19 protein-coding genes are annotated in these 21,867 nt (G+C 64.7%); 14 read left to right on the forward strand and 5 right to left on the reverse strand.

Translation table 11 applies throughout. The features are described 5' to 3' along the window. Positions 1-14: 14 nt before the first annotated feature. A complete protein-coding gene (gene xylB, locus ACIPHN_RS09080) occupies positions 15-1,496 on the forward strand; it encodes a xylulokinase (RefSeq protein WP_400435399.1) in 1,482 nt (493 codons plus the stop codon). A gap of 19 nt (positions 1,497-1,515) precedes the next feature. On the opposite strand, the gene ACIPHN_RS09085 is transcribed toward xylB, so the two are convergent. From ACIPHN_RS09085 to ACIPHN_RS09105, 5 genes are all read right to left on the reverse strand, one after another. Then, positions 1,516-3,078 carry a methyl-accepting chemotaxis protein gene (locus ACIPHN_RS09085; RefSeq protein WP_400435401.1) on the reverse strand — a complete coding sequence of 521 codons (1,563 nt, stop codon included), beginning with the start codon at positions 3,076-3,078 and terminating at the stop codon, positions 1,516-1,518. Positions 3,079-3,216: 138 nt separating this feature from the next. Then, the gene (locus ACIPHN_RS09090; RefSeq protein WP_400435403.1) at positions 3,217-4,020 is read right to left on the reverse strand and encodes a BPSS1780 family membrane protein; all 804 of its coding nucleotides are present in this window, start codon (positions 4,018-4,020) and stop codon (positions 3,217-3,219) included. An 11-nt stretch (positions 4,021-4,031) separates the two neighbouring features. Continuing rightward, positions 4,032-4,985: a homoserine kinase gene (locus ACIPHN_RS09095; RefSeq protein ID WP_400435405.1), complete on the reverse strand. Its 954-nt coding sequence runs from the start codon at positions 4,983-4,985 to the stop codon at positions 4,032-4,034. A 165-nt stretch (positions 4,986-5,150) separates the two neighbouring features. Further along, complete coding sequence (locus ACIPHN_RS09100; protein ID WP_400435407.1) at positions 5,151-5,582, reverse strand: hypothetical protein; 432 nt, start codon at positions 5,580-5,582, stop codon at positions 5,151-5,153. A gap of 165 nt (positions 5,583-5,747) precedes the next feature. Beyond that, positions 5,748-6,497, reverse strand: coding sequence for a TIGR00730 family Rossman fold protein (locus tag ACIPHN_RS09105; protein WP_400435409.1), 750 nt, complete (start codon positions 6,495-6,497; stop codon positions 5,748-5,750). Between ACIPHN_RS09105 and polA the strand changes: the two genes are divergently transcribed. The 13 genes from polA (at position 6,498) to ACIPHN_RS09170 (ending at position 21,801) form a co-directional block, all read left to right on the forward strand. Continuing rightward, positions 6,498-9,269, forward strand: coding sequence for a DNA polymerase I (gene polA, locus ACIPHN_RS09110; RefSeq protein ID WP_400435411.1), 2,772 nt, complete (start codon positions 6,498-6,500; stop codon positions 9,267-9,269). Between the two features lie 372 nt (positions 9,270-9,641). Continuing rightward, entirely contained in the window at positions 9,642-11,321 is a 1,680-nt protein-coding gene (locus ACIPHN_RS09115; RefSeq protein ID WP_400435413.1) for a methyl-accepting chemotaxis protein, read from the forward strand. 185 nt (positions 11,322-11,506) lie between these two features. Further along, entirely contained in the window at positions 11,507-12,391 is an 885-nt protein-coding gene (locus ACIPHN_RS09120; RefSeq protein ID WP_400435415.1) for a dienelactone hydrolase family protein, read from the forward strand. A gap of 387 nt (positions 12,392-12,778) precedes the next feature. Beyond that, positions 12,779-13,792, forward strand: a complete 1,014-nt coding sequence (locus tag ACIPHN_RS09125) for a PDR/VanB family oxidoreductase (RefSeq protein ID WP_400435417.1) — start codon at positions 12,779-12,781, stop codon at positions 13,790-13,792. 53 nt (positions 13,793-13,845) lie between these two features. After that, a complete protein-coding gene (locus ACIPHN_RS09130; protein WP_400435419.1) occupies positions 13,846-14,847 on the forward strand; it encodes an ABC transporter substrate-binding protein in 1,002 nt (333 codons plus the stop codon). Positions 14,848-14,943: 96 nt separating this feature from the next. Further along, positions 14,944-15,975: a Rieske 2Fe-2S domain-containing protein gene (locus tag ACIPHN_RS09135; RefSeq protein ID WP_400435421.1), complete on the forward strand. Its 1,032-nt coding sequence runs from the start codon at positions 14,944-14,946 to the stop codon at positions 15,973-15,975. Positions 15,976-15,992: 17 nt separating this feature from the next. Next, positions 15,993-16,856, forward strand: coding sequence for an ABC transporter ATP-binding protein (locus tag ACIPHN_RS09140; protein ID WP_400435423.1), 864 nt, complete (start codon positions 15,993-15,995; stop codon positions 16,854-16,856). Beyond that, positions 16,840-17,643, forward strand: a complete 804-nt coding sequence (locus ACIPHN_RS09145; RefSeq protein ID WP_400435425.1) for an ABC transporter permease — start codon at positions 16,840-16,842, stop codon at positions 17,641-17,643. Before ACIPHN_RS09140 ends, ACIPHN_RS09145 begins: the two co-directional genes overlap by 17 nt. Before the next feature lie 28 nt (positions 17,644-17,671). Then, entirely contained in the window at positions 17,672-19,087 is a 1,416-nt protein-coding gene (locus ACIPHN_RS09150; RefSeq protein ID WP_400435427.1) for an amidohydrolase family protein, read from the forward strand. Between the two features lie 96 nt (positions 19,088-19,183). Beyond that, entirely contained in the window at positions 19,184-19,945 is a 762-nt protein-coding gene (locus tag ACIPHN_RS09155) for a YqgE/AlgH family protein (RefSeq protein ID WP_400435429.1), read from the forward strand. Positions 19,946-19,953: 8 nt separating this feature from the next. Continuing rightward, on the forward strand, positions 19,954-20,340 hold the full coding sequence (gene ruvX / locus ACIPHN_RS09160) for a Holliday junction resolvase RuvX (protein ID WP_400435431.1): 387 nt from the start codon (positions 19,954-19,956) through the stop codon (positions 20,338-20,340). Then, positions 20,337-20,849, forward strand: coding sequence for a bifunctional pyr operon transcriptional regulator/uracil phosphoribosyltransferase PyrR (pyrR, locus tag ACIPHN_RS09165; RefSeq protein WP_400435433.1), 513 nt, complete (start codon positions 20,337-20,339; stop codon positions 20,847-20,849). The genes ruvX and pyrR overlap by 4 nt, the downstream gene beginning before the upstream one ends. Beyond that, complete coding sequence (locus ACIPHN_RS09170; RefSeq protein WP_400435435.1) at positions 20,842-21,801, forward strand: aspartate carbamoyltransferase catalytic subunit; 960 nt, start codon at positions 20,842-20,844, stop codon at positions 21,799-21,801. The genes pyrR and ACIPHN_RS09170 overlap by 8 nt, the downstream gene beginning before the upstream one ends. Positions 21,802-21,867 lie beyond the last annotated feature (66 nt).

Genomic DNA, 21,867 nt, shown 5'->3' on the forward strand with positions numbered 1-21,867 from the left:
AAACGAGGAGCACCATGTATCTTGGGATAGACCTGGGTACGTCGGAAGTCAAGGCGGTGGTGATCGGCAGCGATGGCACGCTGCTGGCATTGGCTGGGACCACGCTCAATGTGTCGCGGCCGCATCCGCGCTGGTCGGAGCAGGCGCCGTCCGACTGGTGGCAGGCCGCCTGCGAGACGGTGGATAAATTGCGCGCCCAGCTGGGCGCCGAGCGTTTCCGGACCATCCGCGCCATCGGCCTGTCGGGCCAGATGCATGGTGCCGTGCTGCTCGATGCCGAGGACGCGGTGCTGCGCCCGGCCATCCTGTGGAGCGATTCGCGCAGCGCGCCGGAATGCGCCGAGCTCAGCCGTCGCGCCCCGCGCCTGCATGGCATCGCCGGCAACCTGGCCATGCCGGGCTTTACCGCGCCCAAGCTCCTGTGGGTGGCGCGGCATGAACCGCAACTGTTTGCACGCATCGCGACCGTCCTGCTGCCCAAGGACTGGTTGCGACTGAAGATGACCGGGCAGAAGGTCTCCGATCCCTCGGATGCTGCCGGTACCCTGTGGCTGGATGTGGAGGGCCGCAACTGGTCCGATGAATTGCTGGCGGCCAGCGGCATGCGGCGTGAGCAGATGCCGGCGCTGGTCGATGGCAGTGCCGTCTCGGGCCGGCTGTTGCCCGAGGTGGCGCAGGCCTGGGGCCTGGGTGCCGACGTGCTCGTGGCCGGTGGTGCCGGTGACGGCGCGGCCAGTGCCGTGGGCATCGGTGCGGTCAGGCCGGGCGATGGTTTCCTCTCGCTGGGCACCTCGGGGGTGCTGTTCGTGGTCAATGACCGCTTCCGCCCCAATCCGGGACGCGCCATCCACGCCTTCTGTCATACCCTGCCGCAGCGCTGGCACCAGATGAGCGTGATGCTGTCGGCCGCCAGTTGCCTGCGCTGGTTCTGTCGCCTGTGTTCGGTGGACGAGAAGAGCCTGCTGGCCGAGATCGAGCAGCTCGACGACGAGGCACGCGACAATGCACCGCTGTTCCTGCCCTACCTGTCGGGCGAGCGCACGCCGCATAACGATCCCTATGCCACCGGCGTCTTCCATGGATTGACACCGGAGCACCAGCGCGCCGCTTTGGGCTACGCGGTGCTCGAAGGCGTGGCCTTCGGCATGGTCGACGGGCTCGATGCCTTGCGAGCAGCCGGCACTGACGTGGCCGAGTTGTCGCTGGTCGGTGGTGGTGCGCGCAGTAGCTATTGGGCGCAGTTGATGGCCGATGCGCTGGATGTGCGTATTGTCACGCATGTGGGCAGCGAAGCCGGTGGCGCACTCGGTGCAGCGCGCCTGGCCTGGCTGGCCGACGGCGGCCACGAGGAGGAAGTCTGTCGCAAGCCGGCGCAACAGGCCCTGTACCTGCCGGATGCGGCACGCCATCGCGCGCTGCAACTGCGCCTGAAACGCTATCGCGATATCTATGCGCCGTTCCCGCCCCTGCAGGAGGACGGCGCAACGGCAAGCTAGGCCTGCCGTTGCTGCGGGCTTACCTGCGCTTGAACTTGAAGACCGAGATGGCCTGCAGCAATCGCATGGTCTGTTCTTCCAGGCTGGTGGCAGCGGCAGCTGCTTCTTCCACCAGCGAGGCATTCTGCTGGGTGCTGGCATCCATCTGCGTGATGGCTTCGTGAACCTGGTTGATGCCGGCGCTCTGTTGCAGCGTGGCTTCGCTGATCTCACCCATGATGCCCGAGACACGTTGCACCGAAGCCACGATGTCGCGCATGGTGCTGCTGGCCTGTTCCACCTGGCGATTGCCGACGTCGACCTTTTCCACCGAGTCATCGATGAGCTGCTTGATCTCCTTGGCCGCTGCGGCCGAGCGTTGCGCCAGCGAGCGCACCTCGGAGGCCACCACGGCAAAGCCGCGTCCCTGTTCGCCGGCACGGGCCGCTTCCACCGCGGCGTTGAGCGCCAGGATGTTGGTCTGGAAGGCGATGCTGTCGATCAGGCCGATGATGTCCACGATCTTCTTGGACGATTCGCTGATCTCGTTCATGGTGGTGCCGGTGCTGGCCACCGCGTCGCCGCCCTTCATGGCGATGGACGAGGCGGTACCCGCCAGTTCGTTGGCCTGCACGGCGTGATCGGCATTCTGGCGCACCGTCGAGGACAGTTGCTGCATGCTGGAGGCGGTCTCTTCCAGGTTGGCCGCCTGTGCCTCAGTGCGGCGCGACAGGTCGATGTTGCCGGTGGCGATCTCGCGCGTGGCCAGCGTGATGCTCTCCACATTGGAGCGCACGTCGCCGATGATGGCGGTGAGGTTGACCGTCATCTGCCGCAGCGATGCCAGGAGGCGTCCCAGTTCGTCGTGGCGGCCGGGTTCGATGCGTACCGAGAGGTCACCACCGGTGATGGCGTGGGTGATGTCCAGGGCCTGGTGCAGCGGCTTGATGAGGGCGTGGCGCAGGGCGATCCATTGCACGATCGAGAGTACCGCTGAGGCGGCTGCCAGCGCGCTGATCCACCACTGGTGCAGCGTGGCGATGCCGGCGAACACCACCGACAACTGGATGGCCAGCATGATGCCCATGGACAGGTTCAGACGGGTATTCAACTGCATGCGCGAGAGCTTGCCCAGCCAGCCCGCCAGGCCGGTACGCACCACTTCGCCGCGATGCAGGGCGATGCCCTTGGCCTGGCCGCGGCGGATGGTGGCATACAGTGTCTCGGCAGCCTTGACCGCATCGCGCTCGGGGCAGGTGCGCACCGACATGTAGCCGACTACCTGGCCATTCTCGCGGATCGGGGTGACATTGGCGCGTACCCAGTAGTGGTCGCCATTCTTGCTGCGGTTCTTGACCAGGCCGGTCCAGGGCGTGCCGCCCTTGATGGTGGCCCACATGTCGGCGAAGGCTTCGCCGGGCATGTCCGGATGGCGGATCAGGTTCTGCGGCGCGCCCAGCAATTCCTGTTCGTCGAAACCGCTGATCTCGATGAAGTAAGGATTGACGTAGGTGATGTTGCCCTTGAGATCGGTCTTGGAAACAATGGCCTTGCCATCGACCAGCGGGCGTTCCACGCCCGTGACCGGCATATTCATGCGCATCTTGTACCCCGTATAAAGTTGCCTTGGTGTGATGGAAAGCGGCCCAGGCTGGCGGGCGCAGATGCGCACTGTGCGGCGTGTCCCCCTCTCCCGTGGGGAACGCGCGCTACGACAGCCGGCTGGCAGGCGCCGTCGTTGTCAGACGAGTTTGTCTCCGCTCTGCGACGGGCTGGCTAAGCCTCTGGGGGGCTTTCCGAAGACCGTAGTGTAAGTCGGATAAAAGGAACAGTACATGACCACCGTCAAGAGGATGGAGATCGGCAGCAGCACGAAGAAGACGGCGCTGAGGCTGCCGGTGGCCAGGGTGATGGCCATGCTGATGATGGTGGGCACCACGATGGCGATCACGATCCAGGCCAGGCCGTAGACCAGGAAGGCGCCACCGGCGCGGCGCACGCTGAAGAAGCTGTAGAACAGTGCCTTGCCCAGCGACATCTGTTGCCACATGATCAGCGGTGCGGCATACCAGAAGGCCATGGCCGCCGGCACATAGAGGGCTGCGGCGACGAGCATGGCGATGCGCATGCTGCCGGCCGCGCTTTCGAGTTCCTTGGTGGAGAGGCCACCGCCCATCATGGCTTTCCAGAACACGCCGCCATCGGCCAGCGCCGAGGCCGCCACCACGATGGTAGCCACCAGCAGGTACAGCAGACCCAGCTTGAAGAGAGTGTTGCGCACCGGGCTGCGGAAGGCCAGCAGCAAGAGGTTGGGATAGACCCGTTCGCCCTTCTCGACCTGGGCGCAGGCCTGCATGAAGGACATCGAGAACAGCGGGATGAGGATCAGCGGCAGCATCTGGCCGAGCACCGGGATGATGCCCAGTATCAGCATCAGGAACATGTAGGCCAGGAATAGCGTGGACATCTCGGCCGGCTGCTTGCGGAACAGCGCAAAGCCTTGCTTGACCCAGGACCAGCCGGTATGTGCGGGGATCTTTTCCATAAGTCCAGTCGTTACAGCGCCGGCGGCGTTTCCTTGATGCGCAGGCGCAGGATGCGTTCGAAATGGGTGGGATCATGCGGCGTGAGCATCTCGGCCTCGCGCGGCAGGTAGAAATCATACAGGCGCGAGAGCCAGAAGCGCAGCGCGGCGGCGCGCAGCATCGGCTGCCAGGCAATGCGCTCGGCCTCCGAGAACGGACGCACGGCGCGGTAGGCCGCCAGCATGGCGTCGGCACGGGCGATATCGAGCACGCCCGTGTCCAGCTCCACGCACCAGTCGTTGACGGTCACGGCCAGGTCGAAGAGCCAGGTGTCGCAACCGGCGAAGTAGAAATCGAAGATGCCCGACAGCTTCTCGCCCACGAACATGGCGTTGTTGCGGAACAGGTCGGCATGCACCGGGCCGCGCGGCAGGGCGCGGTAGTCGGCGGTGGCGGCGAATTCCTTCTGGAATTGCACTTCGTCGGCCAGCAGGCTGCCCAGCTCGGCCGGCAGGAAGGGCAGCACCGCCGGCGTGGTTTCCAGCCACCAGGCCAGGCCGCGCAGGTTGGGCTGCATGATCTTGAAGTCCTTGGCCGCCAGGTGCATGCGCGCCAGCATGTCGCCCAGCGCGGCGCAATGGACCGGCTGCGGGTCGAGCTGGGATTCGCCTTCGAGCTTACTGACGATGGCCGCCGGCTTGTCGTTGAGCAGATTGACGATGGCGCCCTTGTCATTGGGTACCGGCGCCGGCACCGGGATGCCGCGTTGCGCCAGGTGGCGCATGAGCTCCAGGTAGAAGGGCAATTGTTCGATGTGCAGTTTCTCGAACAGGGTCAGCACGTATTCGCCGCTGTCGGTACCGATGAAGAAATTGCTGTTCTCGATGCCAGAGGAAATGCCCTTGATCGAGGTGGCGCGGCCCAGCGGGAATTGTTGGATCCAGTCGGAGAGTTGGTCCAGACTGACCGGTGTAAAGACTGCCATGACGAAATTGAAAGAGTGGTACGTGATGATGCGTGCACATGCCGACGGGATCGGCAGGCAAGCGGAAAGGCGGCTGCTGCGCGCGCTTTCCGGTCCCGGAACCGGCTGCACTGTGCAGCCGGGGTGATGCCCGCCGGCCTCAGCCAGGCGGGGCAACGGTAGCGCTTACTTCTTGCTGTCGGTGTCGCCGTCCTGTTGCGGCTTCTTGACGCCCCAGTCGAACTCGCCCACCTTCCATTGAGGATTGGTGCCCGGTGCGCTGGGCGCATCGCCCGGCGTGGCGGTACCCACGCTCTGCGGACGCAGGTAGTAGGTGCTGGGGCCGGACTTGACCTCGATTTCCTTGACCTGGCCGTGATCGCGGCGCTCGGTGATGGTATTGCCCTGGGTACGTGCATCCTCGCCCGGCTTACGGATGGTCACGGCCGGCGGTTCGCCTTCTTCCAGCTTTTCCAGCTCGGGCGGCGGCGGTGCGGGCTGGGCAGCCAGGCCTGGCGCGGCGGTTTGCGCTACCGCCAGCGGCGCGGCCAGGCCAGCCGATGCGCACAGCAGCACGGCTGCCAGGGACTCTTTGAACCAGACGTTGGATGGTTTCATGATGTTTGCAGGGAAATGGTGGGTGTTGTTTTGTTCATTGTAGCAAACCATTGTGATGGGGCTCCTGCGTTTCTTGGCGGAATGATCAGGAAGGCAACATCGTTGCGGGCAGGAAAAAGCCCGTGGCTTTCGCCACGGGCCCCGGTTTGCAATGCTTCGCAAGGATCAGAGGAACATCCCGCTCTGCCGTTCCGACTCGATCTGGGTTTCCTCGGCCGGGGTGGTCTTCTCGGCATGGAATTTCTGGATCGCCGCCAGCACCTCGGCCGGGTCGTCGATGACCTGCAGCAGGTCGACGTCCTTGGCCGAGATCATGCCGTCGTCCACCAGGCGGGTCTTGATCCAGTCCACCAGGCCGGCCCAGAACTCGCTGCCCACCAGGATCACCGGCATCATGCGCGACTTGCCGGTCTGCATCAGGGTCAGTGCCTCGGTGAGTTCGTCGAGCGTGCCGAAGCCGCCCGGCAGCACCACATAGGCATCGGCATACTTGACGAAGGCTACCTTGCGGGCGAAGAAATGGCGGAACGACAGCGAGATGTCCTGCCAGGGATTGCCATGCTGCTCGTGCGGCAGCTGGATGTTCAGGCCCACTGAGGGCGAGGCGCCGTCATAGGCGCCACGGTTGGCGGCCTCCATGATGCCCGGGCCGCCACCGGAGATGACGGCATAGCCAGCATCGGAGATGCGGCGGGCGATGTCCACGCACAGCGTGTAATAGGGATTGTCGGGCTTGATGCGGGCAGAGCCGAAGATGGAAACCGCGGGACGCAGCTCCGACAGACGTTCGGTCGATTCGATGAATTCTGCCATAATCGTGAGTACATGCCACGACTCGCGCGCTTTCTTTGCGGTAGCGCGTTCGATGTCTCCCACTTCCCGCAGGCGCGGGACATTCTTTCCTCTCTGTTCCATATGCAAAAAACCTTGTTGTTAGTTGATGGGTCCAGTTACCTGTATCGCGCATTCCATGCCCTGCCCGATATGCGTAACGCTGAGGGCGCGCCCACCGGTGCGCTGTACGGCATCATCAATATGCTGCGCCGCCTGCGCAACGATTATCCCGCAAGTTACGTTGCCTGTGTATTCGACGCCAAGGGCAAGACCTTCCGCGACGATCTCTATCCCGACTACAAGGCCACCCGCAAGTCCATGCCGGAAGACCTGGCCCTGCAGATCGAACCCATCCACGCCGCCGTGCGCGCGCTGGGCTGGCCCATCCTGATGGTCGAGGGCATCGAGGCCGATGACGTCATCGGCACCCTGTCGGTGCAGGCCACCGCGGCGGGCCTGGAGACCATCATCTCCACCGGCGACAAGGACATGGCCCAGCTGGTCGACGAACACGTTACCTTGGTCAACACCATGAGCAATGAAGTTCTCGACATTGCCGGCGTGACTGCAAAATTCGGCGTGCCGCCCACGCGCATCGTGGACTATCTCAGCCTCATCGGCGACACCGTCGACAACGTGCCGGGCGTGGAGAAGTGCGGTCCCAAGACCGCCGTCAAGTGGCTCACCGCCTATGATTCGCTCGATGGCGTCATGGCCAATGCCGACAAGATCAGCGGTGTGGTCGGCGAGAACCTGCGTCGCGCGCTGGACTGGCTGCCGCAAGGCCGCGTGCTGGTGACGGTGAAGACCGATTGCGACCTGTCGGCGCACATGGTCGGCATCCTCGAATCGCTGACCATGCAGCCGCAGGACAATGAGACCCTGAAGGATCTCTTCACGCGCAACAATTTCCGCACCTGGCTGCGCGAGGTCAGCGATGGCGCAGCATCGGCACCGGCGTCTGCGCCGGCAGCAGGAACGGCCAAGGGGGGAGCGTCTGCCGAAGCGGAGGCGCCGGCACAGGGCGGCCTGTTTGCCCCGGCCACGGCCGTCGAGTACGAGACCGTGCTGACCGATGCGCAGCTGGACCAGTGGATCGCGACCATCGATGCCGCCGAGCTGACGGCGGTGGACACCGAGACCACCTCGCTGGAAGCCATGCAGGCCGAGCTGGTCGGCATTTCGCTGTGCTGCACGCCAGGACGTGCGGCCTACATCCCGGTGGCGCACAACTACCAGGATGCGCCGCCGCAACTGGCGCGCGAGCACGTGCTGGCGCGCCTGAAACCCTGGCTGGAAGATGCCACCAAGGCCAAGCTGGGCCAGCACCTGAAGTACGACAGCCACATCTTTGCCAACTACGGCATCGCCCTGGCCGGCGTGAAGCACGACACGCTGCTGGAATCCTATGTCTTCGAGTCGCACCGCACCCACGACATGGACAGCCTGGCCGCGCGCCACCTGGAACGCAAGACCATTACCTATGCCGAGGTCTGCGGCAAGGGCGCCTCGCAGATCGGCTTCAATGAAGTCGCCATCGAGCGCGCCACCGAATACGCCGCCGAGGATGCCGAGGTCACGCTGGCCCTGCACCACGCCATGTGGCCGCAGATCGAGCACGACGACAAGCTGCGCTTCATCTATGAAAAGATCGAGGTCCCGACCTCGGTGGTGTTGCAGAAGATCGAGCGCAACGGCGTGCTGATCAATAGCGAGATCCTGGGCCAGCAATCGCACGACCTGGGCCGGCGCATGCTGGAGATCGAGCAGCAGGCCTATGAACTGGCGGGCCAGCCCTTCAACCTGAATTCGCCCAAGCAACTGGGCGAGATCCTGTTCGGCAAGCTGGAGCTGCCGGTGGTGAAGAAGACCGCCTCGGGCGCGCCCTCCACCGACGAAGAGGTGCTGCAGAAACTGGCCGAGGACTACCCGCTGCCCAAGGTGCTGCTGGACTATCGCGGCCTCTCCAAGCTCAAGTCCACCTATACCGACAAGCTGCCCAAGATGATCAATCCGGTCACCGGGCGCGTCCACACCAATTACGCGCAGGCGGTGGCCGTGACCGGTCGCCTGGCCTCCAACGATCCCAACCTGCAGAACATCCCCATCCGTACCGCCGAGGGACGCCGCATCCGCGAAGCCTTCGTCGCCCCCGAAGGCAGCGTGATCGTCTCGGCCGACTATTCGCAGATCGAGCTGCGCATCATGGCCCATATCTCCGAAGACGAGAACATGCTCAAGGCCTTTGCCAACAACGAGGATATCCACCGCGCCACCGCCGCCGAGATCTTCGGCATCGCGCCCGAGCAGGTCGAGTCCGAGCAGCGTCGCTACGCCAAGGTGATCAACTTCGGCCTGATCTATGGCATGAGCGCCTTCGGCCTGGCCGGCAACCTGGGCATCGAGCGCTCGGCCGCGCAGATGTACATCGACAAGTACTTCCAGCGCTTCGCCGGCGTGAAGCGCTATATGGACGAGACCCGCCTGCAAGCCAAGGCGCGCGGCTATGTGGAAACCGTGTTCGGTCGTCGCCTGTGGCTGCCCGAGATCAATTCGCCCAATGGTCCGCGCCGTCAGGGGGCCGAGCGTGCGGCGATCAACGCGCCCATGCAGGGCACCGCCGCCGACCTGATCAAGCTGGCCATGATCGCCGTGCAGGGCTGGCTGGAAACGGCTGGCCTGAAGACGCGCATGATCATGCAGGTCCACGATGAACTGGTGTTGGAAGTTCCACAACAGGAACTGGCGCTGGTGCGTGAAAAGCTGCCCGAACTGATGAAAAATGTTGCGGAGCTGAAAGTTCCCTTGCTTGCCGAGGTCGGAATCGGTAAGAATTGGGACGAGGCACACTAAATCGGCAAGCCGGCACAACTGTGCCGGCACGCTGGATGACATGTGGTCATCCAGGCAACATCACCGCCACACCTGAGGTGTGGCGGTGTCGCTTCGCTGATGTACCTTGCAAGTTAATTAACTATCAAGCTGGCAAACTAATAAGCCCGCGCATCGAGAATTAGAAAAACGGCAGGCTGGCGTCGCAACCGCAGGCATGACAAGACGGGACGACACACTGAGCCGGACCAGGCCTGGTCCGGCCCGACGCAGGCCAGGGCAGGGAAGCGAGCAGGGGACAAGAACATCACGGCATCGGCACGCGCCATGGGCGCGGCGCACGCCCCCTCGTCTTTCCGTCCGGTCTGCGATGACCAACGAGGAGGAGACGAGATGAAATCTGGGATCAAAATGGGGACGCGCCTGGGGCTCGGGTTTGCGTGGGTGGTGCTGTTGCTGGTGATCGTCACCGCGTTCGGCATCTTCAACATGCACCAGGTGCAGGGACGCTTCACCCATGTGGTCGAGGTCAAGAATCCCGAGAGCGCCCTGGTCAAGGACATGATGGAGACCGTGGGCGAGCGTTCCATCTCGCTGCGCAACCTGATGCTGCCGGCGGCGCCCGAGGACGTCGATATCGAGGCGCAGTACATCGAGGCCCAGACGCTCAAGTACAAGATGGCGGCGCAGAAACTGCAGCAGCTCTTTGCCGGATCGCCGGACACCACCGACGAGGAAAAGGCCGCCCTGCCCAAGATCCAGGCCCAGGCCACCAATGCCGAGAAGCTGATCAACGAGGCGGTGGAATTCGGCAAGCGCCGCGAAGCCTATGAACTGGCGCAATTCCTGAAGGAACAATACCTGCCCGTGCAGAAGTCCTGGCAGGTCGAGCTCAAGGCCCTGGCCGCCCTCGAAGACAAGGTCAACAAGGAGGCCGCCGAGGCCAGCGCCGCGGCCTATGCACGGGCGCGCCTGCTGATGCTCATCATCAGCGCCGTAGGCGTGATCACCGCCATCCTGGCCGCCGTGTGGCTGACCCGTCACCTGCTGCGCAAGCTGGGCGGTGAACCCGACTACGCGGTACAGATCGCCGGCCAGATCGCCGAGGGCGACCTGGCCGTGGTCATCCACACCCGCAGCGGCGACAACGACAGCCTGATGGCCGCCATGCGCGTGATGCGCGACAAGCTGGCCGCCATCGTGGCCGAGGTGCGCAAGGGTTCCGAGACCATCACCACCGCCTCCGCCGAGATCGCGCGCGGCAACCTCGACCTGTCCTCGCGCACCGAGCAGCAGGCCGGCGCCCTGGAAGAGACCGCCTCCTCGATGGAGCAATTGAATTCCACCGTCAAGCAGAACGCCGAGAACGCCCACCAGGCCAACGACCTGGCGCTGGCCGCCTCCGACGTGGCGGTGCAGGGCGGCAGCATCGTCTCGCAGGTGGTGCAGACCATGCAATCGATCAACGACTCGTCGCAGAAGGTGGCCGATATCGTCAGCGTCATCGATGGCATCGCCTTCCAGACCAATATCCTGGCCCTGAACGCCGCCGTCGAGGCAGCGCGCGCCGGCGAGCAGGGGCGCGGCTTCGCCGTGGTGGCGTCCGAGGTGCGCTCGCTGGCGCAGCGTTCGGCCTCGGCTGCCAAGGAAATCAAGGTGCTCATCGGCGACTCCGTGGGCAAGGTGGAAAACGGCAGCAAGCTGGTCGAGCAGGCCGGCAGCACCATGAATGACATCGTCACCAGCATCAAGCGCGTGACTGACGTGATGACCGAGATCACCCACGCCAACCGCGAGCAGAGCGGCGGCATCGAACAGGTCAATGAAGCGATCATCCAGATCGACGACATGACCCAGCAGAATGCGGCGCTGGTGGAGCAGGCCGCGGCGGCGGCGCGCTCCCTGCAGGAACAGGCCTCCGGCCTGCAGCAGCTGGTCAGCGTCTTCCGCCTGGATGCCGCGCAGGCCCATGCAGCGCCCTCCTATGCACAGCCGGTGGCCGAGCGCATCATCGATGTCACCCCCGGGGCACCGGAACTGCCGGGCGGCAGCACGTTGGCGGCGCATGCTTGAACGGGGCAGTCGATTTACGGTTAGTATCCGGCTAGGATGCGCCGGTCGTGCCAGAGAACAAGCGGGCGCGATCACGAGAAAGCGACCTGCGGCGGCCTGCATGCAGGCCGCTTTTTCATGGATCCTGAGTCACTTCCCCTCTCATAGATACGGCGCGGCCAAGCGCCACCACGACGGAGAACCTGATGAACGAGCTTCGCAACGATTTCGACAGCCTGGTGGGCCAGAGCAGCCTGCCCGCCACCGCTGACCGCCGCACCTTCCTCAAGACCGCGCTGGGCACCGGCTTTGCCGCGGCCGTCATGCCGGTCTGCGCGCAGACCATGATCAAGACCGATACCCAGGGCCTGACTGCCGGTGAGGTGGCCATCGACGTCGGCGGCCAGCGCGTGCCGGCCTATCGCGCCCAGCCCGAGGGCAAGACCGGCTTGCCGGTGATCATCGTGGTCTCGGAAATCTTTGGCGTGCATGAACACATCGCCGATATCGCCCGGCGCTTCGCCAAGCTGGGCTACCTGGCCATCGCACCGGACTTCTTCGTGCGCCAGGGCAATCCCATGGCCTATACCTCCATTGCCGAGCTGCAGAAGGACATCATTTCCAAGGTGTCCGATGCGCAGGTCATGGGCGATATCGACGCCTATGTGAAATGGGCCGGCGAGAACGGTGGCGACCTCAGTCGCCTGGGCATCAACGGTTTCTGCTGGGGTGGCCGCATCGTCTGGCTCTACAGCGCCCACAATCCCAAGGTCCGGGCCGGTGCGGCCTGGTATGGCCGCCTGGTGGGCGAGAACACGGCGCTGTTCCCGCAGCAGCCCATCGATATCGCTGCCTCGCTCAAGACCCCGGTCATCGGCCTGTACGGTGGCAAGGATCCCGGTATTTCGGTGGCCAGCGTGGAACAGATGAAGGAGGCCCTGCAGAAGGCCGGCAACAAGTCGGAATTCCACGTCTACGCCAATTCCGGCCATGCCTTCAATGCCGACTACCGGCCCAGCTATGTCGAGGCCGATGCCAAGGATGCCTGGGTCAAGGTGGTGGCCTGGTTCAAGAGTCACGGGGTGGCGTGAGTGCGGCATCCTGATGGTGCGCATTTGATGTGACGCAAGGCGGGATGCACCAATTTGTGCATCCGGCTTGCACCGAAGGACGGCACATGCCGTCCTTTTTTCATTGCAGCGGCGGCGATACGTGGACGGATGGGGGACGCTGGCGGGGCAGCGCATTGGCACGCGCCTTGCTATATCCCTCAGTGAGTAGAAGCGGCTAGCAGTCGGTTCCAAATCGGCTTGCGGGGCATTGCTCGTGACGCCATCGGATCTTTCCGATGGTCCTGGATATTCCATAGGACACGAGATCATGCCCATCGCCCACGCTCCGCCATTTTTCTTCCTGCCGCGTCCGTCGGCGTCTTTCCTTCTGCACTTTTACGTCACCCGCTCCCGCCGAGGTGGACGATGAACGCCCTCGTCGATGTCCTGGTCGATGCCCATGACGCCACCGTGCTGCCCTTGCGTGTCGCGGCGGTGTGCGAGCTGGCAGCCGATATCCGCCTGTTCGAACTGGTCCATGAGCATGGCCAGGCCTTGCCGCAGTGGAGCGCGGGCGCGCACCTGCGCCTGCACCTGGCGCCGGGACTGACGCGCGCCTATTCCCTGTGCAATACGCCGCAGCAGCGTGATCGCTACGTCATCGCCGTCAAGCGGGAACCCGCCTCGCGTGGCGGTTCGGCCTGGATGCATGAGCAGGTGGAGCCGGGCTGCCTGATGACGGCATCGGCGCCGTCCAATGCCTTCCCGCTGGTGGCTGACGCGCGCGCGCCCCTGCTGCTGGGGGCCGGCATCGGCATCACGCCACTCTATGCGATGGCGGCCGAGCTGGCGCAGGACGGCCGTCGGCATCGCTTGCATTACTTTGCCCGCAGCCTGGCGCATGCGGCCTTCTTCCATGAGCTCGCTGGCATCACCCACGGCCTGTCGCTGCATCTCGGCCTGGATGGTCCCGAGACCGAGGCCGCGATTGCCGCAGCGCTGGCGGCGTCGCCACGCTCTACGCCGCTCTATGTCTGCGGCCCCGCCCCCTTCATCGATGCAGCGCGTCGTCATGCGCGGCAGTCGGGCTGGCGCGAGGACGACATCCATATCGAATTGTTTTCGGCCCCCATTTCGCCAGTCGCGGCACCACCCGATGCAGCGGTTGTGGACACCGCCTTCGAGCTGGTGCTGCAACGTTCTGGCGTGCGCTGCATCGTGGCGCGCGGGCAGAGCATCGTGGCCGCTGCCGCACAGGCAGGGGTGGAGATCGGCACCTCCTGCGGCGAGGGTTTCTGTGGCAGTTGCGAGAGCACCGTGCTGGAGGGCCAGCCCCTGCATCGCGACAGCGTGCTCGGTGTCGCGGCACGCGCCAGCGGGCGCACGCTGATGCCGTGCGTGTCGCGCTGCGCAGGGGCGAGGCTGATACTGGATCGATGACAGGCATGACCGTAGGCAAGGCAAGTTCAACCCACCTGGAGAGGAAGGCGAAGATGAAGACGATGATGTGCAAGCGCGCGTTCATGCGCGGTATGGCAGGGCTGTTGCTGGGCGTGGCGGCATGGCCGATGGCGGGCGTGGCCCATGCCGAGGACAAGGTCACGCTGCTGTCGAACTGGTATGCACAGGCTGAACATGGCGGCTTCTACCAGGCCGTGGCCAAGGGCATCTACAAGAAGTACGGCATGGACGTGACCATCAAGATGGGCGGCCCGCAGGTCAACAACATGCAGTTGCTGGTGGCCGGGCAGGCCGACTTCAGCATGGGCTACGACTTCACCGTCATGAAGGGCATCGAGCAGGGCTTGCCGCTGGTGACAGTGGGGACCTCCTTCCAGTCCGACCTGCAGGGCATGATGACCCATGACGACGTCAGCGGCCTGGGCGGCCTGAAGAACAAGACCATCCTGGTGGCAGGTTCTGGCCAGGCGAGCTGGTGGCCCTGGCTCAAGTCCAAGTATGGCTATAACGATGCGCAGTCGAGGGCCTATACCTTCAACCTGCAGCCCTTCTTTGCCGACCCCGCTATCGCGCAGCAGGCCTATCCCTCGTCGGAGCTGTTCCAGGCCGACAAGGCGGGAGTGAAGAGCCGGTTCTTCCTCTTTGCCAGCGAAGGCTATCCGCCCTATGGCACCACCATCGTCACGCTGCAGAAGACGGTCGCCACCAAACCTGATCTGGTGCAGCGTTTCGTCAAGGCCACCGCCGAGGGCTGGAAGAGTTACCTGGAAGATCCCGCCCCGGCCAATGCCCTCATCAAGCAAGACAACAAGAACATGAGCGACGAGCAACTGGCCTATGCACTGGGCAAGCTCAAGGAACTCAAGGTGGTCACCGGCGGCGACGCGGCCAAGTCCGGCATCGGCGTCATGACCGACGAGCGCTGGAAGCAGACCTATGACGTGATGGTCGCCACCGGTCTGCTCAAGGCCGGCACCGACTACCACAAGGCCTATACCACCCAGTTCGTCAAGGACATGAAGGTCATGCCCTGACGAGCAGCATTGTTCCGGCGAAGGCGACCGTATTGGCGCGCCGGCCGGCGCTGTGGATAACACAAGTCCACAGCCCCAAGCAGAAGGAGTACCACCATGCTGGTCACCCAACAGAAAGTCTTGCGCAGGTTCTGGTATGCGCTCATGCCGATAGCGCAATTGAAGCAAGGTCCGCAGCCGTTCACGCTGCTGGGCGAGAAGCTGGTCGTGTGGCTCAAGGAAGACGGCAGCCCGGCGGCGCTGCAGGATCGCTGCTGTCATCGCACGGCCAGGCTCTCCAAGGGGTTTGTGGAGAATGGCAACATCGTCTGCGGCTATCACGGCTGGACCTTCAATGGCGAGGGGGCCTGCGTGCGCGTGCCGCAAAGCGTCGATGGCAGCGTGCCATCGGGGGCCTGCGTGAAGTCCTATCACTGCAAGGAGCGCTACGGCTACGTGTGGGTGGCGCTGGAAGATCCGCTGCGCGATATCCCGGAGTTTCCCGAGGATGGCGCACCGGGCTACCGGCGCATCTTCCAGTTCTATGAACGCTGGGAGACCAGCGCACTGCGCATGATGGAGAATTCCTTCGACAATTCCCACTTCAGCTACGTGCATCGGGCCACCTTCGGCCTGTACGACCAACCCAAGCCGGAGAAGTACGAGATCGAGGAAACCGACTACGGCTTCGAGGCCGAGACGCGGGTGCCGATCAAGAACGTGGCGGCCAGTCACCGCGTCACCGGCAGCACCGCCGATACCACGGTGCGTCACATGTTCAACCGCTGGTACCTGCCCTTCGTGCGACGCTTCGGTTGTACCTATCCCGAGAGTGGCCGGCATCACATCATCTACAACTGCGCCACGCCCATCGACGACGGTTCCATCATGCTGGCGCAATGGCTGTATCGCAACGATACCGAGGAGCAGTGTTCCGAGGCCGAGCTGATCGCCTGGGATGCGCCCATCCTGGTGGAAGACCGCGAGATCCTGGAAGCCACCGATCCCGATGCCTGCATCGATGTGCGGCGCCGCCAGGAATTCCATATGGCGTCCGACCGTCCGGGCCTGATCATGCGCCGCATGTTGCTGGAGCTGCTGGAAGCACACGGCGAGCGCGAAGTGTTCCGCATTCATCCCTCGGCATGAGCCGGCAAGGAGCCAAGATGGACAGAGACGATCACGCCATGTCGCAGGCCGCGGCATGGGAGCAGGAGGGGGCAGCCGTCGAGCCTGCAGCGGCCCCGGTGCTGTCGGCGCAGCGGGTGGAGAAGACCTACCGCAACGGCACCCGGGCACTGGACGAAGTCAGGCTCGATATCGGGCGGGGCGAGTTCGTCTCGCTGCTGGGCCCGTCCGGCTGCGGCAAGAGTACCCTGCTGAAGATGTTCGCCGGGCTGGAAGAACCCTCGCACGGCCATCTGCGCTGGTGGGGCGGCAACCTGGCCACCGTCGGTATGCCCGAGCGCACGCTGGCCATGGTGTTCCAGGAAGCCACGCTGATGCCCTGGGCCACGGTGGCGCAGAATGCGCGCCTGCCGCTGGACCTGCGTCATGTCCCGCGCGCGCAAGCCGAGGCGCGGGTGACGGCCGCCCTGAAGCTGGTGGGGCTGGAAAAATTCCACCACGTGCTGCCAAGGGAGTTGTCCGGCGGCATGCAGATGCGCGCCTCCATCGCCCGGGCATTGGCGACCTCGCCCAACCTGCTGCTCATGGATGAGCCCTTCGGCGCGCTCGATGAATTCACCCGCAACCGGCTCGATGCCGACCTGCGTGATATCTGGAGCCGGCAAGACCTGACGGTGGTGTTCGTGACCCACAGCATCTACGAGGCGGTGTTCCTGTCGTCGCGGGTGATCGTGATGGCCGCGCGCCCCGGGCGTGTCATCGCCGATGTGGCCATCGATGTACCAGGGCCGCGCGATGAGGCTTTCCGCATCTCGGCGCCGTTCCTGCAGTATTGCAAGACCCTGTCGGACTACCTGACGCTGGCCAACCAGCAGGGAGGTGATCATGAAGCCCAACACTGAACCGCTGGTCAACCGTCCCGGCTTCTGGCGCGTGGTCGCGCCCCTGTCCATCGGCACGGCCTTGCTGCTGCTGTGGCAGACCGTGTGTACGCTGCTGGAGGTGCCGCCCTACCTGGTGCCGTCGCCCGTGGTGATCGCTCGTACCCTGGTGGCGGATTGGGGCATGCTGCTGGACGCGTTGCTGGTGACGCTGAAGATCACCTTCCTCGCCTTCGCGCTGGCGGTGACGCTGGGCGTGGCGCTGGCCTTCGTGTTCGTGCAGAGCCGCTTCATCGAGATCAGCCTGTTTCCTTATGCGATCATCCTGCAGGTCACGCCCATTGCGGCGATCGCGCCGCTGATCATCATCTGGGTCAAGGACACCACGGCCGCGTTGACCGTCTGTGCGACCATCATGGCGCTGTTTCCGATCATCTCCAACACCACGCTGGGACTGCGCAGTGTCAATCCGGGCTTGTTGAACCTGTTCAGGCTCAACCGCGCCACGCGCTGGCAGACGCTCTGGCGCCTGCGTATTCCCAGTGCCTTGCCGTATTTCTTCGCCGGCCTGCGCATCTCCAGCGGGCTGGCGCTGATCGGTGCGGTGGTGGCCGAGTTCGTGGCCGGCACCGGTGGCACCGGCTCGGGACTGGCCTACCAGATCCTGCAGGCGGGCTTCCAGTTGAACATCCCGCGCCTGTTTGCGGCGCTGCTGTTGATTACCCTGACCGGCATCCTGCTGTTCTGGCTCATGAGTGCGCTCTCGCGCGCCATGCTGGCCGGCTGGCATGAAAGCGAGATGGGTTGAACATGTCACCTCACGGAGTCGATTGACCATGACCACTTTCCTGATCAGGAACCTGCAAGCCATCATGACCGGCCTGCCCGGCGCCGCCGCGCGTCATGCCGGGCCGGACATCCGGGTGCGCGATGGCGTCATCGCCGCCATCGGCAAGCTCGATGCGCTGCCCGGTGAAGAGGTGCTGGAGGCCGGCGATTGCGTGGCCTACCCGGCCTGGGTCAATACCCATCACCACCTGTTCCAGTCGCTGTTGAAGGGTGATCCGCTGGGCATCAATGCCACGCTCACGCCCTGGCTGGCGGCCACACCCTATCGTTACCGGGCGCGCTTCGATGCCGACCTGTTCCGGCTGGCCGCACGCATCGGCATGGTAGAGCTGCTGCGCTCGGGCTGCGGCACCATTGCCGACCACAACTACCTGTACTACCCGGGCATGCCCTTCGATACCTCGGAGATCCTCTTCGACGAAGCCGGGCGGCTGGGCCTGCGTTTCGTGCTATGCCGTGGCACCGCCACCCGCACCCGCCAGCTGGAGGCAGAATTGCCCAGCGCCTTGCGGCCGGAGACGCTGGAGGGCTTCCTCGCCGACATGGGCCGGCTGGCCAGGCGCTTCCATGATCCCTCGCCAGCGGCGATGCGACGGGTGGTGATGGCGCCGACCACGCCGCTGTACTCGGCCGCCCCCGAGGAGTTGCGCGAGATCGCCCTGGCCGCGCGCGCGATGGGCCTGCGCCTGCACAGCCATCTTTCGGAGACGGTCGGCTACCAGGACAGCGCGCATGCCATGCACGGCTGCACGCCGGTGGAGTTCTGCGAGCGCATCGGCTGGCTGGGGCCGGATGTGTGGTTCGCGCATCTGGTCAAGCTCGATGAGGCCGAGATCGCCCTGCTGGGCCGCACTGGCACCGGCATCGCCCATTGCCCGCAGAGCAATGGCCGGCTGGGCAGCGGCATTGCGCCCATCCGCGCCCTGGAGGCCGCGGGCGTGCCGGTGTCCATCGGCGTGGATGGGGCAGCCTCCAATGAAGCCGCCGACATGATCTCGGAAACCCATGCCGCCTGGCTGATGCAGCGCGCCCGCCGCGGCCAGGAAGCCACCCCCTCCTGGCGTGGCGGCCACTTCGAGGGCGGCGCCGACGAGGCCACGGTGGAAGATGTGGTGCGCTGGGGCAGTAGCGGCGGCGCCCGCGTGCTGGGGCTGGGGGCGCTGGATGGCCTGCAGGTGGGGCAGCAGGCGGACATCGCCCTGTATCGCCTGGATGATCCGCGCTACTTCGGCCTGCACGACCCGGCCATCGGCCCGGTGGCCTCGGGTGGACGGCCTTTCCTGAAGGCATTGTGGGTCGCTGGCCGGGCCGTGGTACGGGACGACGCCATCCCCGGTCTGGACCTGGCCGAGCTGGGCGCCCAGGCGCGCCAGGCCGTGGCGCAGATGCTGGCCGGAAACTGAGCATCGCCATTGCCGGCAGGCCTCTTTCTTGCTGGCAATGGCGGCGCTGCCCCTTTGTTCACATGGGGAGGCGGCCAAAACTGCTAAAATGTCGGGATGATCAAGAGACGTAATTCTCCCTTCAGTTTTTCAGCCGAGGATTTCGACGAATCCTCGGAATCCTTTGGTGCTTTCGATCCCTTCCTTTCCGACGCTCTCACCCACCAGGCTGGCGCGGCCGCATCCGGCCAGCACCCCGAGGGCGAGGACGATGCCGGCGAGGAAACCCGGCCCCCGCTGGAGCTGGACCTGACCAACCACTTCCTCATCGCCATGCCGTCCATGCTGGACCCGATCTTCGGCGGCACGGTGGTCTACCTGTGCGAGCACAACCATAACGGCGCCCTGGGCGTGGTCATCAACAAGCCCACCGACATGACCATGGATGTGCTGTTCGACCGCATCAACCTCAAGCTCGAGATCCAGCCCGATACGCCCGAGGCCCTGCCGGAGCTGTACCGCCGGCCGGTGATGTTCGGCGGCCCGGTGCAGGTGGAGCGCGGCTTCGTGCTGCATTCGAGCTCGGAAAAGTATTCCTCCACCCTGCAGGTGACCGATGATGTCGCCCTGACCACCTCCAAGGATGTGCTGGAGGCGGTGGCCCATGGCAATGGACCGGAGCGCGTGCTGGTGACCCTGGGTTGCTCGGGCTGGAGCCCGGGCCAGCTGGAGGGCGAGATCGGTCGCAACGGCTGGCTGACGGTCAAGGCCGATCCGGCCATCATCTTCGAGCTGCCGGTGGAAGAACGTTTCACGGCGGCGCTGGCCCTGCTGGGCATCGACCCGGTGATGCTCTCCGGCGACGCCGGACGGGCATAAGGACAAGCTTGGATACCGTACTGGCCTTCGACTTCGGCTTGAAGCGCATCGGCGTGGCCGTGGGCAATACCGGCCTGAAGCAGGCGCAGCCGCTGACGGTGATCAGCGAGCCGACCAATGACGGCAAGTTTGCCGCCATCGCGCGCCTGATCGCCGAATGGCAGCCGGCGCGCTGCGTGGTCGGCCTGCCGCTGCACCCCGACGGCGCCGAGCACGAGATGAGCGTGCGCTGCCGCCGTTTCGCCAACCAGCTGCACGGCCGCCATGGCGTGGCAGTGACGCTGGTGGACGAGCGCTACAGTTCGGCAGTGATCGAACACCAGCGCGGCGAGCAGATCGACGACCAGGCCGCCGCCATCATTTTGCAGCAATACTTTGACGACGCACATTCATGAGCACAACACCTTCCCAGCTTGATGCAGAAGCGCTGTACCAGGACCTGGTGCAGCAGATCAAGGCCGGCCTGCAAGGCGCAACCGAGCTTGCGCTGGTGGGCATCCATTCGGGCGGCGCCTGGCTGGCCGAGCGGCTGGCGGCTGAACTGGGCCTGGCCGCGCGGCTGGGCTTCGTGGACGTTTCCTTCTATCGCGACGACTTTTCCGAAAAGGGCTTGCGCGCCGATGTGAAACCCAGCCAGATCCCCTTCGATGTCGAGGGCGCCACCATCCTGCTCATCGACGACGTGCTCTATACCGGACGCACCACCCGTGCGGCCATCAACGAACTGTTCGACTACGGCCGCCCGGCACGCGTGCTGCTGGCGGCCCTGGTGGACCGCGGTGGTCGCGAGTTGCCGATCACGGCGGACTTCCTGGCGACCTCGGTTGCGCTGTCCAAACAAGAAAACCTGCAATTGCAACGCGCCGACGACGGCCGCTTCACTCTCACGGTGGTCCATGCTTAATCCACAACTGAACAAAAACGGCGAACTGCAACACCTGTTGACCATCGAGGGCCTGCCTCGCGCCATCCTGACCCACATCCTCGATACGGCCTCGTCCTTCGTCAGCATCGGCGATCGCGAAGTCAAGAAGGTGCCGCTGATGCGCGGCAAGAGCGTCTTCAACCTGTTCTTCGAAAACTCCACGCGCACCCGCACCACCTTCGAGATCGCCTCCAAGCGTCTCTCGGCGGACGTGATCAACCTGAACATCCAGGCCTCCAGCACCAGCAAGGGCGAGTCGCTGCTGGACACCATCGACAACCTGGCGGCCATGCACGCCGACATGTTCGTGGTGCGCCACGCGCAGTCGGGCGCACCCTTCCTGATCGCCAAGCACCTGATCGACACCAAGCAGTCGCATGTCCACGTGGTCAACGCCGGTGACGGCCGTCACGCGCACCCGACCCAGGGTCTGCTGGACATGTACACCATCCGTCACTACAAGAAGGACTTCAGCAACCTGCGCGTGGCCATCGTGGGTGACATCCTGCACAGCCGCGTGGCGCGTTCCGACATCCATGCACTGACCACGCTGGGCGTACCCGAAGTGCGCGCCATCGGCCCGCGTACGCTGTTGCCCAGCGGCCTGGAGCAGATGGGCGTGCGCGTCTTCCACAACATGGAAGAGGGCTTGAAGGACGTCGACGTGATCATCATGCTGCGCCTGCAGAACGAGCGTATGAGCGGCGCCCTGCTGCCCTCGGCGCAGGAGTTCTTCAAGAGCTACGGCCTGACCCCGGAGCGCCTGGCGCTGGCCAAGCCGGACGCCATCGTGATGCACCCGGGCCCGATGAACCGCGGCGTGGAGATCGACTCGGCCGTGGCCGATGGCGCCCAGGCCGTGATCCTGCCGCAGGTGACCTTCGGCATCGCGGTGCGCATGGCGGTCATGAGTATCGTGGCCGGTAATTGAATTGAGTAAGGTGTCCTGAATCTGCCCTTCGATACGCCGCTACGCGGCTACTCAGGGCGAACGGAG

Origin of the sequence: Herbaspirillum sp. NPDC087042 (assembly GCF_044745245.1) — a bacterium.
GTDB lineage: Bacteria > Pseudomonadota > Gammaproteobacteria > Burkholderiales > Burkholderiaceae_D > Herbaspirillum.

What these genes read in the sequence shown, in the direction of transcription:
- ACIPHN_RS09170 (WP_400435435.1), top strand. Translation starts at nt 20,842, where the DNA reads ATGCTTAATCCACAACTGAACAAAAACGGCGAACTGCAACACCTGTTG.
- ACIPHN_RS09130 (WP_400435419.1), top strand. Translation starts at nt 13,846, where the DNA reads ATGAAGACGATGATGTGCAAGCGCGCGTTCATGCGCGGTATGGCAGGG.
- ACIPHN_RS09150 (WP_400435427.1), top strand. Translation starts at nt 17,672, where the DNA reads ATGACCACTTTCCTGATCAGGAACCTGCAAGCCATCATGACCGGCCTG.
- ACIPHN_RS09090 (WP_400435403.1), bottom strand. Translation starts at nt 4,020, where the DNA reads ATGGAAAAGATCCCCGCACATACCGGCTGGTCCTGGGTCAAGCAAGGC.
- ACIPHN_RS09135 (WP_400435421.1), top strand. Translation starts at nt 14,944, where the DNA reads ATGCTGGTCACCCAACAGAAAGTCTTGCGCAGGTTCTGGTATGCGCTC.
- polA (WP_400435411.1), top strand. Translation starts at nt 6,498, where the DNA reads ATGCAAAAAACCTTGTTGTTAGTTGATGGGTCCAGTTACCTGTATCGC.
- ACIPHN_RS09145 (WP_400435425.1), top strand. Translation starts at nt 16,840, where the DNA reads ATGAAGCCCAACACTGAACCGCTGGTCAACCGTCCCGGCTTCTGGCGC.
- ACIPHN_RS09105 (WP_400435409.1), bottom strand. Translation starts at nt 6,497, where the DNA reads ATGGAACAGAGAGGAAAGAATGTCCCGCGCCTGCGGGAAGTGGGAGAC.
- ACIPHN_RS09120 (WP_400435415.1), top strand. Translation starts at nt 11,507, where the DNA reads ATGAACGAGCTTCGCAACGATTTCGACAGCCTGGTGGGCCAGAGCAGC.
- ACIPHN_RS09155 (WP_400435429.1), top strand. Translation starts at nt 19,184, where the DNA reads ATGATCAAGAGACGTAATTCTCCCTTCAGTTTTTCAGCCGAGGATTTC.
- ACIPHN_RS09115 (WP_400435413.1), top strand. Translation starts at nt 9,642, where the DNA reads ATGAAATCTGGGATCAAAATGGGGACGCGCCTGGGGCTCGGGTTTGCG.
- ACIPHN_RS09100 (WP_400435407.1), bottom strand. Translation starts at nt 5,582, where the DNA reads ATGAAACCATCCAACGTCTGGTTCAAAGAGTCCCTGGCAGCCGTGCTG.
- ACIPHN_RS09140 (WP_400435423.1), top strand. Translation starts at nt 15,993, where the DNA reads ATGGACAGAGACGATCACGCCATGTCGCAGGCCGCGGCATGGGAGCAG.
- ACIPHN_RS09085 (WP_400435401.1), bottom strand. Translation starts at nt 3,078, where the DNA reads ATGCGCATGAATATGCCGGTCACGGGCGTGGAACGCCCGCTGGTCGAT.
- ACIPHN_RS09125 (WP_400435417.1), top strand. Translation starts at nt 12,779, where the DNA reads ATGAACGCCCTCGTCGATGTCCTGGTCGATGCCCATGACGCCACCGTG.
- ACIPHN_RS09095 (WP_400435405.1), bottom strand. Translation starts at nt 4,985, where the DNA reads ATGGCAGTCTTTACACCGGTCAGTCTGGACCAACTCTCCGACTGGATC.
- pyrR (WP_400435433.1), top strand. Translation starts at nt 20,337, where the DNA reads ATGAGCACAACACCTTCCCAGCTTGATGCAGAAGCGCTGTACCAGGAC.
- xylB (WP_400435399.1), top strand. Translation starts at nt 15, where the DNA reads ATGTATCTTGGGATAGACCTGGGTACGTCGGAAGTCAAGGCGGTGGTG.